The 19,386-nt window shown below is 41.8% G+C and carries 17 protein-coding genes; 7 read left to right on the top strand and 10 right to left on the bottom strand.

The window, feature by feature from the left end; all coding sequences use genetic code 11:
* Positions 1 to 12 precede the first annotated feature (12 nt).
* Genes CH365_RS12605 through sucC form a run of 3 tightly spaced genes read right to left on the bottom strand, consistent with a single transcriptional unit; the run spans position 13 to position 3,723 of the window.
* A complete protein-coding gene (locus CH365_RS12605) occupies positions 13 to 1,611 on the bottom strand; it encodes a TolC family protein (protein ID WP_100768912.1) in 1,599 nt (532 codons plus the stop codon).
* Between the two features lie 28 nt (positions 1,612 to 1,639).
* A complete protein-coding gene (sucD, locus tag CH365_RS12600) occupies positions 1,640 to 2,524 on the bottom strand; it encodes a succinate--CoA ligase subunit alpha (protein ID WP_100768911.1) in 885 nt (294 codons plus the stop codon).
* A gap of 26 nt (positions 2,525 to 2,550) precedes the next feature.
* Positions 2,551 to 3,723, bottom strand: a complete 1,173-nt coding sequence (sucC, locus tag CH365_RS12595; protein WP_100768910.1) for an ADP-forming succinate--CoA ligase subunit beta — start codon at positions 3,721 to 3,723, stop codon at positions 2,551 to 2,553.
* Positions 3,724 to 4,261: 538 nt separating this feature from the next.
* On the opposite strand from sucC, the gene CH365_RS12585 reads away from it, so the two are divergent.
* A complete protein-coding gene (locus CH365_RS12585; RefSeq protein ID WP_100768908.1) occupies positions 4,262 to 5,749 on the top strand; it encodes a sulfurtransferase in 1,488 nt (495 codons plus the stop codon).
* A gap of 78 nt (positions 5,750 to 5,827) precedes the next feature.
* On the opposite strand, the gene CH365_RS12580 is transcribed toward CH365_RS12585, so the two are convergent.
* Positions 5,828 to 6,274, bottom strand: coding sequence for a DoxX family protein (locus CH365_RS12580; protein WP_100768907.1), 447 nt, complete (start codon positions 6,272 to 6,274; stop codon positions 5,828 to 5,830).
* Positions 6,275 to 6,629: 355 nt separating this feature from the next.
* Between CH365_RS12580 and CH365_RS12575 the strand changes: the two genes are divergently transcribed.
* A complete protein-coding gene (locus CH365_RS12575) occupies positions 6,630 to 7,769 on the top strand; it encodes a DUF819 family protein (RefSeq protein WP_100768997.1) in 1,140 nt (379 codons plus the stop codon).
* 123 nt (positions 7,770 to 7,892) lie between these two features.
* Here CH365_RS12575 and CH365_RS12570 read toward each other — a convergent pair whose 3' ends face one another.
* From CH365_RS12570 to CH365_RS12555, 4 genes are all read right to left on the bottom strand, one after another.
* A complete protein-coding gene (locus tag CH365_RS12570) occupies positions 7,893 to 8,315 on the bottom strand; it encodes a retroviral-like aspartic protease family protein (protein ID WP_100768906.1) in 423 nt (140 codons plus the stop codon).
* Between the two features lie 480 nt (positions 8,316 to 8,795).
* A complete protein-coding gene (gene ruvA / locus CH365_RS12565; protein ID WP_100768905.1) occupies positions 8,796 to 9,431 on the bottom strand; it encodes a Holliday junction branch migration protein RuvA in 636 nt (211 codons plus the stop codon).
* A gap of 11 nt (positions 9,432 to 9,442) precedes the next feature.
* Entirely contained in the window at positions 9,443 to 10,423 is a 981-nt protein-coding gene (locus CH365_RS12560) for a hypothetical protein (RefSeq protein ID WP_100768904.1), read from the bottom strand.
* A gap of 94 nt (positions 10,424 to 10,517) precedes the next feature.
* Positions 10,518 to 11,624: an MBL fold metallo-hydrolase gene (locus CH365_RS12555; RefSeq protein WP_100768903.1), complete on the bottom strand. Its 1,107-nt coding sequence runs from the start codon at positions 11,622 to 11,624 to the stop codon at positions 10,518 to 10,520.
* 194 nt (positions 11,625 to 11,818) lie between these two features.
* Here CH365_RS12555 and CH365_RS12550 point away from each other — a divergent pair, with 194 nt between their 5' ends.
* Positions 11,819 to 12,760: a fatty acid desaturase family protein gene (locus CH365_RS12550; RefSeq protein ID WP_100768902.1), complete on the top strand. Its 942-nt coding sequence runs from the start codon at positions 11,819 to 11,821 to the stop codon at positions 12,758 to 12,760.
* A 12-nt stretch (positions 12,761 to 12,772) separates the two neighbouring features.
* Positions 12,773 to 15,898: an efflux RND transporter permease subunit gene (locus CH365_RS12545; RefSeq protein WP_100768901.1), complete on the top strand. Its 3,126-nt coding sequence runs from the start codon at positions 12,773 to 12,775 to the stop codon at positions 15,896 to 15,898.
* 143 nt (positions 15,899 to 16,041) lie between these two features.
* Here the strand turns inward: CH365_RS12545 and CH365_RS12540 are convergent, their stop codons facing one another.
* Positions 16,042 to 16,521, bottom strand: coding sequence for a hypothetical protein (locus CH365_RS12540; RefSeq protein WP_100768900.1), 480 nt, complete (start codon positions 16,519 to 16,521; stop codon positions 16,042 to 16,044).
* Complete coding sequence (locus tag CH365_RS12535; protein ID WP_100768899.1) at positions 16,508 to 16,699, bottom strand: hypothetical protein; 192 nt, start codon at positions 16,697 to 16,699, stop codon at positions 16,508 to 16,510. Before CH365_RS12535 ends, CH365_RS12540 begins: the two co-directional genes overlap by 14 nt.
* A gap of 100 nt (positions 16,700 to 16,799) precedes the next feature.
* On the opposite strand from CH365_RS12535, the gene pyrB reads away from it, so the two are divergent.
* From pyrB to CH365_RS12520, 3 genes are read left to right on the top strand one after another with little or no spacing between them, the layout of a single operon-like run.
* Positions 16,800 to 17,726 carry an aspartate carbamoyltransferase gene (gene pyrB, locus CH365_RS12530; RefSeq protein ID WP_100768898.1) on the top strand — a complete coding sequence of 309 codons (927 nt, stop codon included), beginning with the start codon at positions 16,800 to 16,802 and terminating at the stop codon, positions 17,724 to 17,726.
* 10 nt (positions 17,727 to 17,736) lie between these two features.
* Positions 17,737 to 18,096, top strand: coding sequence for a DUF2203 domain-containing protein (locus CH365_RS12525; RefSeq protein ID WP_020770201.1), 360 nt, complete (start codon positions 17,737 to 17,739; stop codon positions 18,094 to 18,096).
* Positions 18,097 to 18,100: 4 nt separating this feature from the next.
* Positions 18,101 to 19,327: an LL-diaminopimelate aminotransferase gene (locus tag CH365_RS12520; protein WP_100768897.1), complete on the top strand. Its 1,227-nt coding sequence runs from the start codon at positions 18,101 to 18,103 to the stop codon at positions 19,325 to 19,327.
* Positions 19,328 to 19,386: the final 59 nt, after the last annotated feature.

Here is a 19,386-nt window from a genome sequence, read left to right as displayed (position 1 = left end):
CTATCGGACCTTTTATTCCAAATTTGGAAGAAGTTTTTCCGCATCCAGATCGAATCTTTCCAAAAGCATATTCTTAGCGATATAGTATCTCATAAGATCTATATTGAAATTTACTTTTGCTTGAGTAAGGCTAAGCTGGTCTCTCACCAAAGTGTCCAAAGCATTTTTAACTGCTACTGCATCCGCTCTTCCTTGTTGGAAGCTTCGGACCACACCATTATAATAGTTTTGGGTCTCTTTTTCAGTGACGATGGAGTTTTTATAAATTTTATAGCTAGCTTCTAATGAATCGATCCTTCCTCTTAGGTCGTCTCTTACTTCATTCTTAACTTCGTTCTCTTTCAGTGTAGCTTGGCGAACTCCGATCTCGGAATCTCTTCTTCCTGCCGCCACTCCCTTATCGAATAATGGATAAGAGAAACTTACTTTTCCGTTAAAGTCTTTATAACGTGCGGATTGGACACCATCTGTTGCGTCCGTAAAATTTTTATCAGGGCCTGTGATCGTCTGAGCCTGAGAAGAAGCGGACCCGGATAGTGTGAGAGAAGGTAACTGATCACTTTTTGCATTCTTTAGTAAAAGTTCGGCGATCTCTTTTTCTCTGACTGCATTTAAATAATCGGCTCTCTTTTTGTAAGCGATATCCAGATCTTTATTGTAGTCAGGTTTCTCGGGAATTTCTTCCATAAGGTCTGTTTCTTCGGAAAGATCAGAGTCGTTCTCTAATTTTAAAGTACGAGCTAATTTTCTTTTTGCCTCGTCTTTTTGAACAACAGCAGTTTCTAATTGGCTATCTGCTTGTGCGAGTAGGGCGTTCCATTGGTTGACTTCGAATCCTTCTGAAAGTCCTAAACCTTGTTTGCGCACTGTAAGATTTCTAATATTGCTTACGTTCTCTTTTAATCTGCGGAATGTTTTTAAGGACTGTAGTTTAACTGAATAGTCCCAGAAATCCACAAGAGATCCTACGATCGCTTCCGAGATCTGAAGAGAAACTTGGCTTTTTGCCATTTCTTTTTGGTTGTCCAGGATCTTCTCCTGGTTTCTTCCCTTATAACCGAATGAGTTTTTCAATAAGTCTTGGGAAACTGTAGCAGTGATAAATCCAGTGTATAGAGGAGGAAGAGCTAGTCCTGCGAAACTTGCAGTTAACGGGTTACTCTTATCCTCGAAAGCGTTCGAGTCGAATCTTCTATTTCCTGCTTCTAACTTGAAATAGGTTCCGGTAGCTCGGATTGTTTTTTCAATCCCCCCTTTGATCGTATCGTCGGAAGTTTTCGTTCCGGTGAAGACGTTGTTCTGGTTCAAAGGAAGAACTGTTTGTCTGAAACTTCCGTCAGCCACTAATCTCCAAGAATATTGGGATTCTGCTTTTAAGTAGCTCGAATCGGTTTTTGCCAATTCATATCTCAGGTTTTGTAGTTTGAAGTTGCTATCGAGAGCTCTTTTGACTGTCTCTTCTGTAGTTAACTTCAGAACTTTTCCGGACTTATTCTCTTGGGAGAATACTCCAGAAAAACCTGAAAGGAGGATGAGGCTCGAAACCAAAAAGACGGAGATCGTCTTCCCGCTTATTATTTTGGTCCAAAAATTCCCATTTTCTAATTTCATAACCTTTCCTCCGATCTAAAGTATTAGATTAACCTAATGCTTTTTTCATTTTTTCGCCGACTTCGGCGATAGATTGGCAAACAGAAATACCTGCGTCCTGCATAGCTTTCATTTTAGAAGAAGCTGTTCCCATTCCTCCGCTGATGATCGCGCCAGCATGTCCCATCCTTTTTCCAGGAGGTGCAGTTTGGCCTGCAATAAATCCTACTACAGGTTTTTTAACATGAGCTTTGATATAAGCGGCAGCTTCTTCTTCCGAAGTTCCGCCGATTTCTCCGATCATTACGATTCCTTTAGTTTCAGGGTCTTCGTTCAGAAGTCTGACTGCTTCTGTGTGGTTCATTCCTGGAACTGGGTCTCCACCGATACCAATTACAGTGGATTGTCCCAAACCATGTTGGGTAAGCTGTGCAACTGATTCGTAAGTTAGGGTTCCAGAACGAGAAACGATTCCTACGCTTCCTGCTTGGTGAATAAAACCAGGCATGATCCCCATTTTAACTTTGTATTTAGGAGAAATCACACCAGGGCAGTTCGGTCCAACTAGTCTAGTTTTGGAATTACGAAGTGCGCTGTATACCTTAAGCATATCGTGTGTTGGAATTCCTTCTGTGATACAAACCACTAGAGGGATCTCGTTGAAAATTCCTTCTAAGATCGCATCAGCTGCGAATGGAGGTGGAACGAAAATGATAGAAGCATTTGCTCCTTCTTTTACGATTGCGTCTTTTAAACTATTGAATACTGGAACGTTTTTGCCAGCGAGTTCTACTGTTTGTCCGCCTTTGCCTGGAGTTACTCCTCCGACTACGTTTGTTCCGTATTCTATCATTTGAGTCGCGTGGAAAGAACCTTCTTTTCCGGTAATCCCTTGTACTACGACTTTTGTATTGCTATCTACTAATACTGCCATGTTATATTAAGTTAACCTTATATTTTTTATTTAATGGCTTCTGCCACTTTTTTAGCCGCGGTGCGAAGATCCTCTTCTCCGATAATATTCAGTCCGGATTCGTTTAGGATTTTTTTGCCTTCTTCCGCGTTGGTTCCTTTCAAACGAACTACAAGAGGAACGTTAATGTTCACTGCTTTAGCAGCTTCGATGATTCCCAGAGCGACTCGGTCACAACGAACGATTCCTCCGAAGATATTGATGAAGATCCCTTTTACGTTCGGATCTCCCAGGATCAGTTTGAATCCGTTAGTAACAGTGGTAACGTTTGCTCCACCACCCACGTCTAGGAAGTTTGCAGGTTCGGCGCCGGCAAGTTTCACGATGTCCATGGTTGCCATCGCAAGACCAGCACCGTTAACCATACAGCCGATGTTTCCATCTAACTTAACGTAGTTGATATTGTATTCGCTAGCTTGGACTTCCAAAGGATCTTCTTCGGAAACGTCTCTAAATGAAGCGTTTTCAGGATGGCGATAAAGAGCGTTCTCATCAAGATCGATCTTACAGTCACCTGCAATGATCTCATTCTCTTTAGTAAGAATCAAAGGGTTGATCTCTAATAAAGATGCATCTTCTTTAATATAAGCATTATAAACGGAAGTAAGAAGAGCCTTGAAAGACTTGTGAGATTCAGCAGGAAGTCCCAAATCAAAAGCAAGTTGAGAAGCTTGGTTTGGTTGTAATCCGATCCCTGGATCGATAGCGATCTTCAGGATTTTTTCAGGATGGGTTTCCGCAACTTCTTCGATCTCCATTCCACCTTCGGTAGAAGCCATGACGATTGTCTTGCGGATCGCGCGATCTAATAAGATGCTTAAATAAAATTCCTTCGCGATATTGATCCCTTGCTCCAGGTAAACTTTCAGGACTTTTTTGCCTTCCGCTCCTGTTTGAGGAGTGATAAGTTGCATGCCTAGGATCTTATCTATAGCGGCTAATGCGTCTTCTTTGGTTTTGGTAACTTTAACTCCGCCGCCTTTTCCTCTTCCACCTGCGTGGATCTGAGCTTTTACGACTACAACAGATGCTCCCGTTTTGGAAGAAACTTCTTCATGGGCTTTTGCACCGTCTTCTTTTTTATCAATTACTACGCCGAAAGGAACTTTGGCGTTATGGCGTCTCAGGATTTCCTTGGCCTGGTACTCGTGAATTTTCATGAATCAACCTTGTTTTTTTGGATGTGAGTTCAGTTTGGAATGCTTTTTCTAAGGATTTTACCTGGAAGAATCCTGTCCATCCCCTTTCGGTAGGAGTTCCCACATGATCTTGGAAATGCAGGGACAAACCTTGGTTCAAGTTTAGGTTTGGCCGCCTCTTTGCGAGCGACTGCTTCGCAAAGACCGGGCTGCTACGGGCTCGGCATTCGCCTCGTCACTTCGTGACTAAAGCCCTTCACATCCCTGGCGGTAAAATCTTCAGCGACTTTATACCTTTGTCTTTGAACCGATATTTTTCTAGTTTTTATTTCACGCGAAATCACTAATAGGCGAAGGTCTTGGTTTTTCATGAGGAGTTCCTTCACCATCGAAAGGAAACGGACCGAGACATTTCTGTGACAATACTTTGGAAACAGGATCAATATATTTTCCGTTATTACGTCTTATTTTCTGTTATATTGTATATTTTAACTGATTTTTAGGATCATTCTAAGCAAAAAGGGCTAACTCGTGGCTTGCCACGTTAGGAGAAATATACATGAAGGTGTTTTATATTGGGCTGATTCTCAGCGTTATTTCTGGGACGTTTGTCTCTTGCGATTCAGGAGGTGGAGATTCAAATTCTGCGCTTGCAGTCTTGGCTGGTTTTGGAAATTCAATCCCGGTCAGTTCTGCTTCGGATTTAACAAATGAATCTGCTGCTTCTTATGGCGATAACGAATGGGGGCTTGTCACTGCTTCTCGTTTGGAATCTTGGGTGAGCGATTGGCAAAACCAAAAGCCATCTCATATCAGCGGAAAGCTTGTGATCTTACAGAGTAGTCTCGCGAATAATTTTTCGGGAGATACAAGTGGCAGGTCCTACATTAAATCGGACAATGCAAACGGAGTATATGTGTACCATCTGGACGATTTCCAAGCTGGATTTCGTTTTAACCAACAGAGAAATACAGGGCTTATCCGTAATTCAGTTCGTTACCAAGCAGACGGAACGACTGTGGACCAGTGGTTGAAAGTATACGGGATCAATTTGAATACGGACCTAGTTGTATTTGCAGTAGGATCTGCAAACAATAACGGTACCGCTTATACGAATGGAAGCCAAACCCAGGATGTGACTAGGGGAATTTATTGGCTTAGATATTGGGGCGCGGACATTAAACATCTTGCGATCTTGGATGGAGATATCAGGACCAATTTTACGAACGCTACTTATCTTTCGGCAACTAAGGACACGGCTCCGAATACAAATGGGAATTTCAGCGTAAAACAACTGAAGGTGGATAATACGATCATCACTCTTACTTTAGAGGATATCATTAAAATCGTGAAGAATAACGGTAGCGCCTCTATCAGTGGGCTCACCGGAACTCAAATCATTGTGGATGCAAGGCCTACCGCTCAGTATGATCAAACCGTTGGGATTACAAATACAGGAGCAAATCATATCACAACTGCTTGGAACGATTCGGGTGCACCTGCTGCAGGTGTGAGTGGAACTCCTAAGAAGTATGTTCTGTTTGAAACTAGAATCAAAGGAGCAAAAACTTTTCCTTGGGCGTCTTTGTTGGATACATCAGCTACAGGATATAGATTCAAGGATAAGGCGACTCTTGCTGGTATTTTTGCGAACACAGGAACCGGTGGAGCTTCTTATACAGCAGGGGCAACGATCGTTTCCCAATGTAGAACAAATTTTGAAGCACAGGTGAATGGTTTTGTTTCTCAGAATATATTAGGATATCCTACTGTATTCTATGACGGTTCACTCGTGGAATGGACTTCACTTGTTGCGAATTATCCTGATTCAACGGAAGGAACTAGTTTTAATAAACTTTCCTTAACTTCTCCTTTCAGAACGGATACTGCAGATTTGAGTCATGCTCCGAGTGGGAGCATCAATTATAATTCTTACGCTTCCGGTGGAACAGGAAGTCCTTATGTGACTGTAGCCCAGGCGGATATTGATCCGACAGCAACTACAACTCGTAAGGCTCAATTGGAAGATAAGGCTTATAAGTATTAGGTTGAAAAAGAAAAGGCTCCTTACTGGAGCCTTTTTGAGATTTAAACATTAAAGATATTTAAATTAATAAGTTTTATCTTAAAGTGAAGAAAGGATGGCTAGATCCAAGGAATAAGCTCCTCCACCCACGATTGCTAATGCAATTGCAAGTCCGATAGCCAATATTTGGAATTCGTAACCTTCTCCTTTTTGAGCTCCGAACCAGTTCATGAAAAATCCATGTTCTCTATGAACGAGTAGTGCAGCTCCGAGTAAAATGATACCGATGGAAATTGCAGTGAAGCGGGTAAGTAGTCCGAGGATTAATGCGACTGAACCGAATGATTCACCAATGATAACTAAGAATGCGATGATCCCTGGAAGTCCTGCAGTTTGGGTGAAATAGCCGTAGGTTCCTTTGAATCCGTAACCGCCGAACCAGCCCAATAACTTTTGGGCGCCATGTGGGAAGATTACGATTCCGAGGGTTAGTCTTAAGACTAGTGGAACGATATCGTTGCTGGTTGCTAAAAGTGTTTCTAACATTTTGAATACTTCCTTCTATTAATTTATAGATTAATAGTTTATTATTAAAGTATATTACTTTGAATATGAAGTATTTCTTACAAGTTTTTTTCACCAAGGTCGGCCAAAAATCGGAAATTTTTTCAGGTAGGAACTCCCGCCCAGAATCAGGGAGGAATAAACTGGCCAGAATCGGCAATTTGGCGGGATATTTTAGACTTTATGAGATGTTCAAAATATGATTCGATGGCCCAGTTTATTAACCTGAATATTTGGTAAAATTCAATATAGCAGAATTTAATCTGTTATTTATGAGGATCGGATTTGGAATGGTCTGTAGATCTTTCAGCAAATTCGAAGAAGATCGGGAGAAAAGATGTCTGACGTATTCCATTGGATAATCTCTATTTTATTTTTAGGGTTTGTTCTCGGTTTTCCATGGCTTGCGGGAAGTCTTTCTAAAAAATATAAATGGCTAGGGTTTTTAGGTCCGGTCGTTCTATGCTACGCTTCCGGAATTATATTGGGTAACTTGGTCCCAATTGAGTTTTTACCTAAAAAGATCGCAGAAACAATTTCCGAAATTTCGATTCCGATCGCGATCCCACTCTTACTCGCCTCTTCTGATTTTTTGCGGGGAATCAAAGAGGCAAGGCTTGCATTATTCTCCTTCTTTCTTTCCTGTATTGCAGTCGCTATCTCATCTGTTTCAGTTGGACTTTTCTTAAGTTCATTACATCCTGAATCCTCTAAAATAGGAGGAATGCTTGCGGGCTTATATACGGGAGGCACTCCGAATTCGAATGCGATCGGTTTAGCCTTGGATACCGGTAAGGCTACAATTGCACTTGTGAATACTGTGGATCTTTTGATTGGTGGAACTTATCTTTTATTCCTTCTTAGTTTTTCTAAAAAAGTATATTCAATTTTCCTAAAACCGGAAGTCGCGAGCGGGGAGAGCGTTGAAGTTTCTTCTGAAGTTCATCTTTCTCCTAAAAATCCTATTTTACGTTTGTTGCTTGGAATTATTCTCTCCGTCTTGGGGCTTGCTGCATCTCTTGCGATTTCTCAAGTAATTTTAGGAACAGCTTCCGCTCCTTTGATACTACTTGGGATTACCACCTGGGGAATCGGGATTTCGTTTTCTAAAAAAGTGAGAAGTTTGAATACTTATCCGGTGGGATATTATTTTATCCTAATATTTTCAGTTGCCATCGGGTTCTTGGCGGATTTCGGAAGTTTGGTGAAGGGCGCGTCCGGTGTACTTTTAATCGTTCTTGCGACCATGTCGATTGCGATCCTTCTTCATTTGGTTTTTGGAATTTTGTTTAGGATTCCTGTCGACACTTGGATTATCACTTCCGTCTCCAGCATTTATGGTCCTGCGTTTGTCCCATCTGTTGCGGCAGCGATTGGCAATCGAGGTGTTCTGATCTTAGGAATTTTAACCGGTTTGATCGGTTATGCAGTAGGGAATTATCTAGGTTTGGCGGTCTATTGGTTTCTGGCGAAGTAGAGGGGGCCCCGCGCAAGAGGTGCGGAATTCTGATTCATAGCGAATTGATGAGAAATCGGATGTTGGAATTCCAACAGGCGTTGTCTTTCGCGATGATTGTAGGATCCTAATTCCGCCAAGAGTTTAAGCAACGAGTAAGTAGATTCTCATTTCTCCATTGTAATCCGGATTTCCTTCTAAGATTTGTTTTTTGGGATTTGGATACAAATCTAACGTTTCTAATGCAAGATATCCTAAAAGGGGAGGAGTCCCAATCGGTAGTTCCATAACTTCCATATTACATTCTCTATCCCAAATTTTAAGTTGTACAGGGGAGTAAACTTTTGTTTGGACTGTTCCATTTGCAGTGATGGCGGGCCTAGTGTATAATGGTTGTAGGCCTAGAATTTGGATCAAATCACCGGGAAGGCAGACCATAGAGGCTCCGGTATCTACAAGAAATTCGATTTCGACCTTACGAATCATATCTTGGGTTAAATTTCCGGATTTATACGCTAGCAGATCGGCGGTATTGTCTAATTGAGCCTTTTGATAGATTGTTCCCAAATGTATTTCCTCAGCGGAGAGATTGAGATTTTTTCAAAGAGAAGTCAAATGGATTCTTTAGATTTTTTGAATGAAGATTGGAATATTGATTCCGGTGATGAGACATTGAGATGGTTTGGATATGTGGAATTTTGGTTTCGCAAATTTATGAGAGCATGAGAGAAATCGGATGTTGGAATTCCAACAGGCGTACCGAGCAGAAATTTGGATTGTAATTTAAGAAATTTTCATATATAGGGAAATGGCTTCTCCCACAAGCCCACCTCCTCCACCCGAACTCGGGCGGGGGCCGTTTTTGCAAATTATCCTTCGACCAAGCGTATCGTATCAATTTAAGGCCCGACTTCGTTTGACTTTGTCACCGACTCGTATTCGCGGTCGTCTTTTCACTCTCTATGGGGCGTTATGAAGTGGCGGGGGGATCTCGCTGTTGGAGTTCCAACAATAGGGAGATCGTAAATTCTGTGCGAACCGATTTACTTAAAGATTTTTTAATATCTCTCGGATAAGTTCTCCCGTATCGGTGAAGTTTTGTTTTTTTAGGACCTTCTCCACTTCTTTGAGAGCGGACTTATCTTCGAAGCCCAGTTGGACAAGTGCCTGGACTGCAGTTTCTTTAAATCGGTCTTCTGGAGAAGGGAGTTTTTCTTTGGAAGTTTCCGGGATAGATGGATCTTCCGAACCTGCTTCTAAAAACAATTCCAGTTTTTTGAGGTTTTGTTTTACTTCGAAAAAGATTTTTTCAGAAGTTTTGGCTCTGACCTTGGGGATTTTTTCCAGATCCTTTGCTTCTCCGGAAGAAGCGATTTTGTGTAATTCCCAAGGACTGAAGAAGGAGAGGACTTTCAGTGCAGTCATTTCTCCTATTCCATGTAAACCTTTCATTACTTTAAAAAATTCTTTATCTCTTTCTTGTAGGAATCCGAAAAGTTTTTGTCCTCTTTCGTTAATGGAATGATGGATATGCAGCCTAACTTCTTTTGCAGAAGTTTGAAATTCTTTCAGTTCCCAATAAGTTTTGAAGGAAATTACGATTTCGTAAGTTACTCCGTGAACATCTAAGTGCACGGAGCCTACTTCCAGTTTTCGGATGGAACCTTGGAGTCCGGAGATCATGTCGGGCGAGTTTAAAAAGTAATGCCTGCGGAGGCAATCATTTCCACAAATCCGAAATTCTGTGTAGCGCGGTCCTTTGATTTTCCGTTGGTATAAATACTGGTCAGATCTATATATCCGCCTTTTGCTCCGAATTCGAAGAAGAAGGATTTGAATAAGTCAATCCTAAGCGCTGAATATCCGGAAACTCCATAGCCAGAAAGGTGAAATCTATTATTATGACCTTCTCCGAATAGCCGTACATCACTTCTGCAAACCACAGGTCCTGCTCCTACTGATCCCACTAAGCTGAATGCGTTCTCTCCATTGGGAGAAACCCAAAGTGGGGCAACATATCCCACATCGACGAATAAATAATTGAGTCCATCTGTATGTTCGAATTTCAGAAAATCAGGAGTAATATTTACGGTTTCTCCTCCATGGTATCCTGCGAATTGGTTTATATTATTCGGAAATAATAATGCATAAGGAGCGGACTCGAAAGATGTATGTAGTCTTCCGTTTTCTATCGCTAATGGATCTATATACCCGCTTATACTAGCCGCCTGTCCTCTGGACATTACATATTTCATATGGTCCTGTCCGAATGCGATAAACAGATTGTCCGTAAAATAATACGTAAGTTTAAAATTGTATTGAGGGATTTCCCAGAGAGAAGGGTTCAGGTATACGCCTGTGGAAAATGTTTCAGGCTTATCCCTGGCAACCACGTCTTTTAATGTGAAAGAATATCCAGGTCCTTTGAAGTTGATATCACTTTGGGTATAAGAATCTCTGTTGTACCCCCATTGGAAAGACCATTTACCTTTTCTTTGATCCACTCTTCTTTCTTGTTTTTTTATTTCTTCCGGTTTGGAATTCTCTTTTGCCTGGGCAAGTTGTAATGGAGTGAGTTTTTCTTCTCCCCCTACTGCAAACAAAGAAGTAGAGAAGGTGAAAAGTATTATGAAAGTATAATGTATAAAAAACGACGCTTTAGTTTTGGATTTCATTTTTGGACGGAAAGCCTCCCATACACAGTTCTATGCCAGAATTCAGGAATAGTTCCGGGAGGCATCTTTTTTTCTTAGGATACAAATTTCCAAATCATTCCAAATCTATACCGCTGCCTATAGTCCAAGGTACAATTTTGACCCCGTCCTTATTTCCCCATGAAATTCCGTCGGATGGAGGGTTAATCCCTTTTGTATCAGGTGAACTTGGGAATGATAATCTTTGTTTTAGGTCCAACATAGGTTCTTTCGGAAGGTCATCTCCTAATGGAAATGTCCCCCAGTGAATAGGCGCAAATGATTTCGCATTCAGGTCCTTGGTTGCCATTAAAGCTTCCCCAGGTCCGATATGCGCGTATTTCATAAACCATCTAGGTTTATAAGCTCCGATGGGAAGAAGTGCAAGATCGACAGGTTTCCCCAAACGTTCCGAGATATTTTTAAAATGAGAAGAATATCCCGTATCTCCAGCAAAGTATATGATCTTTCCTTGGGCCTCTAAAGAATAACTTCCCCAAAAGTATTGGTTTGTATCCGAGATCCCCATTCTACTCCAATGATGTGCGGGAAGGAATGTGATCTTCACCGATTCTTTGATGCTCGTTTGACCCAACTCTTGAGAAACAGTCGGTCCGAGATCTTCTTCTTCCGAAAAAGATTTCATTCCGGAAGGAAGAAGGATCTGCAAATTCGGATTTTTACTTCTTAGATAACGTAATGTGTCCCTGTCCAGATGGTCCCTATGAGCATGACTTACCACCACGAAATCCACGGTCGGAAGATCCTCTTTTGGGATAGGAAGTTTGACTAGTCTGGTTACAAATATAGGAGCGTCAAAGATAGGATCTGTCAGAACGTTTACTGTTTTTCCATTCTTAGTGGAAGATATCCAAACCGTAGCATGTCCGAACCATACAACTCTAACCTTTCCTTCCGGAGCGACTAGGTCCTTTGAGTTTCTTTCCAATACTGTGGGAAGTTCTTCCGTAAGTCCTTCTACTGCGGGAGGATCTTTGGGACCCCAGAGCTTCCAGCGTAGAATTGCCAATGGAGATTTGCCCTGCAATTCTTCGTCAGGATCTAGATTATGATATCTGCCTTCTCTATAACTGGGGGACTTTACCCTGTCCGGATCCAAGGGAAAACAATAAAAAAATGAAAATGCGAGTAAGAGAGTCGCAGAATGGAATATTAAACTCATATTGATGTTTTGGACCTCTTGTAACGTTTTTGGAGCCGAATTTTTTCTAAAAGAATCGAACCCGATTAATTTATTTCTATTCCTTCACGACCGGGATATGATCGATACATTTTTTTTCAAACCGACCGATGTCGCCGCTGCTCAGTTTAGCAGGTTGCTTGCAGAAAATTCCGCTCTCACCCGTTCTATCCTAAATGGAAGCTTCTATCCAAATCAGAGACCTACCATTTGCGAAAAACAGAAAACTTTCGCTGACGGTCTTAGTCTTATTTATCAGCTTCCATTATTTGTTACCTTTGGGACTCTTATATGGTAGTTTTCCGTTTTGGGCCGCTTGGGTTTTTGCCGCAGCTTTGGGGCCGGTGTCCTATACTTTCTGGAATTTGATCCATGAAAGTATCCATGGGAATTTTTCGAACGAAAGAAAACAGAATCATTTTTGGGGAAGGTTTCTTTGTATCGTGTTCGGGGCACCTTATTCCGTTCTGAAATGTAGTCATTTGATGCACCATAAGTTCAATAGAGAACCTGGTGATCGGATAGAATTTTATGATCCAAATTCTTGGAAGCCAAGATGGTTCCAGAGTCTGAATTATTATTTTAGAATTACTGTGGCGACTTACATTTTCGAAGTGGGTACTGGACTTTTACTTTCCCTACCTTCTCGTTGGACAAAACCGATCGCTGATCGTTTGGTCGAGTATCCTATAGAAGAAGGTTTTTTTAAGTGGATCTATCGTCCTGAAATTTTAGAAGAATTGCGAAAGGATGTTTTTTGGATCCTAGTCTTTTATATTCCTTCTTTTTGGTTGTTCGGAAGTAACTGGCCTTTGTTGGTATTCCTACTTCTGAGCAGATCCTTTTTTATATCATTTTTTGATAATGCGTATCACTACGGGAAAGAAATTAATGATAAAAATTCGGCCTTTAATTTAACTCTACCGAAAACGGTGAGTGCGTTTTTTTTACATTTTAATTATCATAGGATTCATCATAGATTCCCTGGATGTTCCTGGGATCGATTGCCGAAACAAATGGAGGTTTGTGGGGAAACCTGGGATAAAAGTTTTATGAAACAAGCATGGAGCCAATGGGGCGGGCTCCTAGAACCTTTGGATGGAAAAATTTCTAAATAAAAAGAAAAACATATGAGAACGATAATACAATCCTTCATTCACAATAGACTCTTCATGTATTTGGGAGTCATATTCATTTTTGCCGCTGGGGGAATGTCCCTTTGCGGTTTGCGCAGAGACGCTTTTCCGAACGTGGATATGAAGCAGCTCGTAATCACCACAAAATTCCCGGGAGCTTCTCCTGCGGACGTGGAATTACGGGTAACGTATCCTATCGAGGAAAAGATAAAGGAGATAGACGGTATCGATGAGATCCGTTCCTTCTCCCGTAATTCTGTTTCTGATATAGATGTCCGTGTCAGCTTAGAAGAAAAAAATCCGGAAAAAGTTTTGGATGAAATCCGAAGAGCTGTAGACAACGCAATTTCCGATTTTCCAGTGCAGGTTACGGAAAAACCTAAAATTACGGAAAGAAAATCGGGTTCCTTCCCGATCATGGACTTTTCCGTTTATGGTGGAAAGGACGAGATAGAGCTTCATACGATCGCAGAATTTATAGAACTGGAATTGGAAAAGATCCCAGGGATTGCCAGAGTCGATGTATTCGGAAAACGTGATAGAGAATGGCATATTCTTGTAAATGCGGACAGATTAAAACAATACCAATTGGATCTTTCTGATATCACAAGAACGATCCGCACAAGAAATATCAATTTGCCTGCGGGTTCCGTGGATTCGGAGAATGCATTTGATCTACGGATTGACGGAGAATTCAAACAACCTTCCGAGATTGGAAAGATCCCGGTTCGGACCAATGATATATTCTCCACTGTACGTATCGGAAATCTTGCAAGGGTGGAGGATACTTTCGAATATCCTAGATTTCTTGCGATTGCAAACGGACAACAGGGTCTAGTGCTTTCCGTGATCAAAAAGGAAAGAGCGGATGCGATTGAAGTCGCGGACAATGTCCAGGCTAGATTAAAGGAACTGGAAAAAATTTATCCGGAAAGTATCAAAACATTCAAATTAAATGATGAGGCAAAAAGAACTAAGAACAGATTGAATGTGGTTTCTTCTAACGCGCTCATCGGATTTTTGATCGTTTTTGGGATCTTGTTTTTGTTCTTAGATTTCAGAACTGCAACCTTGACCTCTATGTCATTGCCTCTTTCGATGCTTATGACATTTGCGGCACTTCCATTCTTCGATGTTTCCTTTAATATGATCTCCATGATGGGGCTTATCATTTCTCTCGGGATGCTCGTAGATAACTCCATCGTAATTTCGGAAAACATTTATACCTATCTAGGCGAGAGAATGGATAAAACATCCGCTGCCTTGAAAGGAACCACTGAGATGTTAGTTCCGATTTTTGGATCTTATCTCACCACTGTGGCGGCATTCCTTCCTATGTTATTCATGGCAGGGATCATGGGAAAATTTATCTGGCAGATCCCACTTGTGGTGATTATCGCATTGACCGCGAGTTTGATTGAATCCTTCTTATTCCTTCCTTCTAGAATTGCAGCTTTCGCTAAAACTCCGGACGAATTGAAGAGGTCCTCAAAGTTCCGAAAATCCTTGGATTCTTTTTTTGCAAGAATGGAAGAAAGGTTTGCAGATTTTGTGGCATTGACGATCCGAAATCGAAACAAATCCTTCTTTGCGATTATATTCGTGGTCATGGGTTCTTGCGGTGTAATGTCCCAGATGGACTTTATTCTTTTCCCGAAAGAGGACATTGAAATTTTCTTGATCAAGGCGGAGTTTCCTCCTTCTTCTCGTATCTTCCAAACCAGAGATAAGATGAAGTATATGGAAGAGATCTTGAAGAAGATCCCTAAAGAAGAATTGGTAAGTTATTCCACCAAGATCGGAGTACAACAAACGGATCCGGATGATCCATTATCCAGATTCGGAGAAAACCTGGGAGTGATCATGGTATATCTCACTCCGGAGTCCAAACGAGAAAGAAAGGCTTCTGCGATATTGGCTTCCATCGAGAACGATATCCGAAAAACACCGGGACTTTCCGATGTGTATTTGGAAGAAATGGCGATGGCTCCTCCGATCGGAGCACCTATTACGATCGGAGTACTCGGAAAAGATTACGAGGTGCTCAAAAAAGTTTCCGCAGATCTACAATCTTTCTTAAAAGGGATCAAGGGTGTACATTCAGTTCGTGACGACTATAGGAACGGACGAAAACAGATGTATATCCAGCTCGATGAGGGATTGGAAAGTTTTACCGGGGTTTCTACCTTCTCCGCTGCAAACATGCTTAGAACGGCATACGATGGAGAGAGGGCTGGTAATGTTCGCCAAGGTAAGACCAAAATTTATCTGAGAGTGATGTACGATAAGAACTTCCGTAAAAATCCGGAAGAAGTAAAAAGTATTCCTCTTAGAAACAAGGCCGGAAACATCACGAACCTTGCAAAAATTTCCAGAATGGATCTGAAAGATTCTCCTGAATTACTTTCTCATAGAGATTTTGAAAGAGCGGTCACTGTGAACGCGGATATCAAGATCGAGTCAGGAATGACTTCCAGAGAGGCCAACCAAAAGGTGATCGACGAGTTCAAACCTTTGATCGAAAGACAATATCCTGGAGTTTCCATCGTATTCGGGGGAGAGGAGAAGGACACACAAAGATCCATGGCTTCTCTTGGAAAAGCGGGACTGATCGCGTTACTCGGGATCTTTATTATTCTTGCATTAACTTTGCAGAATGTGGTAAGGCCTATTCTGATCTTGAGCACAATCCCACTCGGATTCGTGGGAATCGTAGCAGGATTTGTATTATCCGGAAAAGCATTCAGCTTCTTAGCTATGATTGGTATCATCGGGCTCGCAGGGGTTCTAGTAAATGCATCCATCGTACTTGTGGATTGTATCGATTCGATACGCAAATCTTCCAACGCACCTTTGGATGAGATCTTACTCGAGGCAAGCCGCAGAAGGTTCCGTCCTATCTTATTGACTACATTAACTACTGTTGCGGGACTTCTTCCAACAGCATATAGTGTGGGTGGATCGGATCCGGTATTGATCCCGATGACCTTGGCATTAGGTTGGGGACTTGGATTCGGAACTCTGGGAAGTTTGCTCTATGTTCCTGTGACACTTTCGGTGTTTTCACATTTGAGAGCTAAGTTAGGATTTAAAACCAAACCGGAACCAAAGCATCATTAAGGGAAAGTCTCAAAGATTTAAGAGACCCTGAGATATTTTTACACAGAGGCGCGGAGTCGCAGAGAAATGTCATGTAGGAACTCCTACATCGCATTCTCTCTGTGGCCTCAGTGTTCTCCGTGCGAAATAACTAAACTTAGAATCTAAAGTTTATTCTGTTCTTCTAAAATTGCTTCGAGTTCTGCAATAGCCTCAAAGTCTTTCGGGCGGCCGCTTGCTTTTTTAAGCTCGATCAATTTTTTCAGTCCGATACATTTACATTTTTGACCGAAAATTTCGAGAGCTATCGTATCGTTTTTTAAACTTTCATAATTTCCACCTGGTACTTCGGCTAATAGATCAATATCACCTAAATCAGTACTCAGAGTGAAATTTAAACCGGAGGAAAGAGTTCTTTCATCGAATTGAAAAGGTAAATTTGGAGGAGCCCCTCTTAAATAAGGATGCAAAGAGGAAAACATCTGAGATATTCTTTTCCGGTTCTCTGGAGATCGAGAATAAACCAGATCAATATCTGTAGTTAAACGGGAAGAACCGAAGGCTGTAGCAGCAAGACCACCAATCAGAATATAATCGATGCCGGCCTTTTCTAATAGTTCGAGGATTTTCTCAAATTTTGTCATTCTGAGATTGCATCCATTTCTTTCCGACTCGCCGCATCTCTTCGGCAACCAGTTGGAGTTCCTCTAATTTTCGAATACGCTCAGTCGGGGTCAATTTTAGATTCTCTTTGATTAAGGTTCGATCTATATCCTTCTTATAAAGATCTATAATTTCTTGGATGGAATCTTTGCCTGACATGGGAAACTTATATCCTTAAGATACTCTCGGATATGGACTCGAAAAGCCTTTTTTTTAATTCTCTTGCCTCCGCGTCCGGTCGGATCAATCTGTCCAGAAAATGGCGTACGAGCATAAGAATATCCTGGATACGGACCAGTTCTCCAAGGCGGATCTGGACTTTTTAGTCGAAAGAACCAGAGAGATGGAAAGGCTGGTGGAGCAAAATAAAGCCTTTGGGATTTTAGAAGGCAAACTTCTGGCTTCTCTTTTTTTCGAGGCTTCTACAAGGACCAGACTCTCATTCGAAGCTGCCATGGAAAGGTTGGGGGGAAGGGTAATTTCCACTGTAGGTTTCCAATTTTCATCCATCTCCAAAGGTGAAACTTTGTACGATACCATGAAAATGGTAGAGGCGTACGCAGACATCGCAGTCATCCGACATCCTGTAGAAGGTTCTTCTCGCATCGCGGCAGGAGCAGTTAAGATCCCTGTTATCAATGCAGGAGACGGAGCAGGACAACATCCAACACAGGCACTTCTGGATCTATACACGATCATTTCCGAAAAAGGAAAATTGGACGGACTGACTCTTGCATTCATCGGAGATCTGAAATATGGAAGAACAATCCATAGTTTGATTAATCTTCTCCGACATTATAATGTTCACTTATACTTGATTTCTCCGCCTGAACTTTCATTGCCTGAGTCTTATAAGAAGGGACTTGCAGGATTCCCGATCACTTTCGAAGAATCGGATGATATCAAAAAAGTTTGGGAATGTGACGTTGCCTATGTGACTCGCATCCAAGAAGAAAGATTTCCGGATCATAGAGAATACGAAAGACTAAAAGAATCCTTCAAACTGAACAAAGAATTGATACTCGCATCTAAAAAAGAGACAACAGTGCTCCATCCTCTTCCAAGAGTGAACGAACTCTCTACGGACGTGGATGATCTTCCGAATGCAGCTTACTTCCGTCAGGCAAAATACGGAGTGGTGAGCAGAATGACGTTACTCTGCCTTTCATTAGGCGTTCGTTTTTAAACGGAGAAGAATGGAACGTAAGATCTGGACATACGAAGAAGCCCGTAAAATTCTGCCCTATGTCCGATCGATCACGGAAGAATTTTACGAAACCGTGGGAAAGGTTCACCAAGAACTGAAAAACGGTTTATACCAAGAGAATGAACAGGAAGCCAGAGAGACCAAGGTCGAAGAACTGCTGGTAGAATGGTCCGGAAAGATCCGGGAACTTGGGATAGAAGTTAAAGGGCTTTGGCTCGTGGACTTCGATAACGGTAAAGGTTATTATTGTTGGCATCTGGGAGAAGAGGACCTTCTTTTCGAACACGGATACGACGAGGGATTTGCAGGACGCAAACCGATCCAAAACATAGACGAGGATTACGAATAATTCAATGGCGAATATAAACGAAAATTATCTGAAATTAAAAGCGGGATATCTTTTCCCGGAGATCGCAAGAAGAGTAAAAGTTTATTCTGAAAAACATCCTAACTCCAAGATCATCCGACTCGGGATCGGAGACGTTACTCTTCCTTTGGCTCCGTCCGTTGTGGATGCACTTGTTTCTTCCTCTAAAGAAATGGGAACCCCGGAAGGATTCCACGGATACGGACCTGAACAAGGGTATTCGTTCCTACTTAAAGCGATCGCAGATAATGATTATGCTCCTCTCGGCGTAAAACTGGACGAAAGTGAAATTTTCGTATCCGACGGATCCAAATGTGACTGCGGAAATATCCAAGAAATATTCTCCCAAGATGCAAAGATCGCGATCGGAGATCCTGTATATCCAGTCTATGTAGACACTAACGTGATGGCAGGCAGAACAGGAGAAGCGGGACCTGATGGAAGATATGCCAACCTTATCTATATGCCTTCTACAAAAGAGAATGGATTCCAACCCGATTTCCCTAAAGAAAGACCAGACCTAATCTATTTATGTTTTCCTAATAATCCAACCGGGACTGTTGCTTCTAAAGAATCCCTCAAGGCTTGGGTAGAATATGCTAAAAAAAATAATAGTATCATTCTATATGATTCCGCTTACGAGGCATTTATCTCGGAACCTGGAGTTCCAAGATCCATTTACGAGATAGAAGGAGCAAGAGAAGTCGCGATAGAATTCCGCTCCTTCTCCAAAACCGCAGGATTTACTGGACTTCGTTGTGCTTATATAGTGATCCCTAAAGAATTAAAGGGAAAAACAAAAGACGGCCAAGAGGTTTCCATCGGGCAACTTTGGAGCAGAAGACATACCACCAAGTTTAATGGTGTTTCTTATGTGACCCAAAAAGCAGCCGAGGCAATCTATTCTCCTCAAGGTAAAAAAGAGATCCGCGCGAGCATTGACACTTATATGGCCAACGCCAAATTGATCCGAGAAGGATTGATCAAGGCCGGATTCGATGTATTCGGTGGGGTAAACGCGCCGTATATCTGGCTTAAAACCCCGAATAATCTTAGTTCTTGGGATTTCTTCGACCAATTATTGGATAAAGCCCAGGTGGTAGGAACTCCTGGTTCAGGTTTCGGACCAGCTGGAGAAGGTTACTTCAGACTTTCCGCTTTCGGCAAAAAAGACGATGTGATCGAAGCAATCCGCCGCATCAGCGCCCTGTAATTCAGGGCGTCTTTTCCTCAAAAAAAAGAGAATATACATTTTGAAACCCTGCCGATAGA

The sequence above is a fragment of the Leptospira neocaledonica genome, from assembly GCF_002812205.1.
GTDB lineage: Bacteria > Spirochaetota > Leptospiria > Leptospirales > Leptospiraceae > Leptospira_B > Leptospira_B neocaledonica.
The sequence above is the reverse complement of the archived record's forward strand: the minus strand, read 5'-3'. Positions and strand labels throughout refer to the sequence as shown.

Bases quoted from the DNA above. Each gene is read 5' to 3' on its own strand.
- pyrB (WP_100768898.1), top strand. From the start codon at position 16,800: ATGGCGTACGAGCATAAGAATATCCTGGATACGGACCAGTTCTCCAAG.
- sucD (WP_100768911.1), bottom strand. From the start codon at position 2,524: ATGGCAGTATTAGTAGATAGCAATACAAAAGTCGTAGTACAAGGGATT.
- sucC (WP_100768910.1), bottom strand. From the start codon at position 3,723: ATGAAAATTCACGAGTACCAGGCCAAGGAAATCCTGAGACGCCATAAC.
- CH365_RS12540 (WP_100768900.1), bottom strand. From the start codon at position 16,521: ATGACAAAATTTGAGAAAATCCTCGAACTATTAGAAAAGGCCGGCATC.
- CH365_RS12575 (WP_100768997.1), top strand. From the start codon at position 6,630: ATGTCTGACGTATTCCATTGGATAATCTCTATTTTATTTTTAGGGTTT.
- CH365_RS12555 (WP_100768903.1), bottom strand. From the start codon at position 11,624: ATGAGTTTAATATTCCATTCTGCGACTCTCTTACTCGCATTTTCATTT.
- CH365_RS12545 (WP_100768901.1), top strand. From the start codon at position 12,773: ATGAGAACGATAATACAATCCTTCATTCACAATAGACTCTTCATGTAT.
- CH365_RS12535 (WP_100768899.1), bottom strand. From the start codon at position 16,699: ATGTCAGGCAAAGATTCCATCCAAGAAATTATAGATCTTTATAAGAAG.
- CH365_RS12580 (WP_100768907.1), bottom strand. From the start codon at position 6,274: ATGTTAGAAACACTTTTAGCAACCAGCAACGATATCGTTCCACTAGTC.
- CH365_RS12525 (WP_020770201.1), top strand. From the start codon at position 17,737: ATGGAACGTAAGATCTGGACATACGAAGAAGCCCGTAAAATTCTGCCC.
- CH365_RS12585 (WP_100768908.1), top strand. From the start codon at position 4,262: ATGAAGGTGTTTTATATTGGGCTGATTCTCAGCGTTATTTCTGGGACG.
- CH365_RS12550 (WP_100768902.1), top strand. From the start codon at position 11,819: ATGGAAGCTTCTATCCAAATCAGAGACCTACCATTTGCGAAAAACAGA.
- ruvA (WP_100768905.1), bottom strand. From the start codon at position 9,431: ATGATCTCCGGACTCCAAGGTTCCATCCGAAAACTGGAAGTAGGCTCC.
- CH365_RS12605 (WP_100768912.1), bottom strand. From the start codon at position 1,611: ATGAAATTAGAAAATGGGAATTTTTGGACCAAAATAATAAGCGGGAAG.
- CH365_RS12560 (WP_100768904.1), bottom strand. From the start codon at position 10,423: ATGAAATCCAAAACTAAAGCGTCGTTTTTTATACATTATACTTTCATA.
- CH365_RS12520 (WP_100768897.1), top strand. From the start codon at position 18,101: ATGGCGAATATAAACGAAAATTATCTGAAATTAAAAGCGGGATATCTT.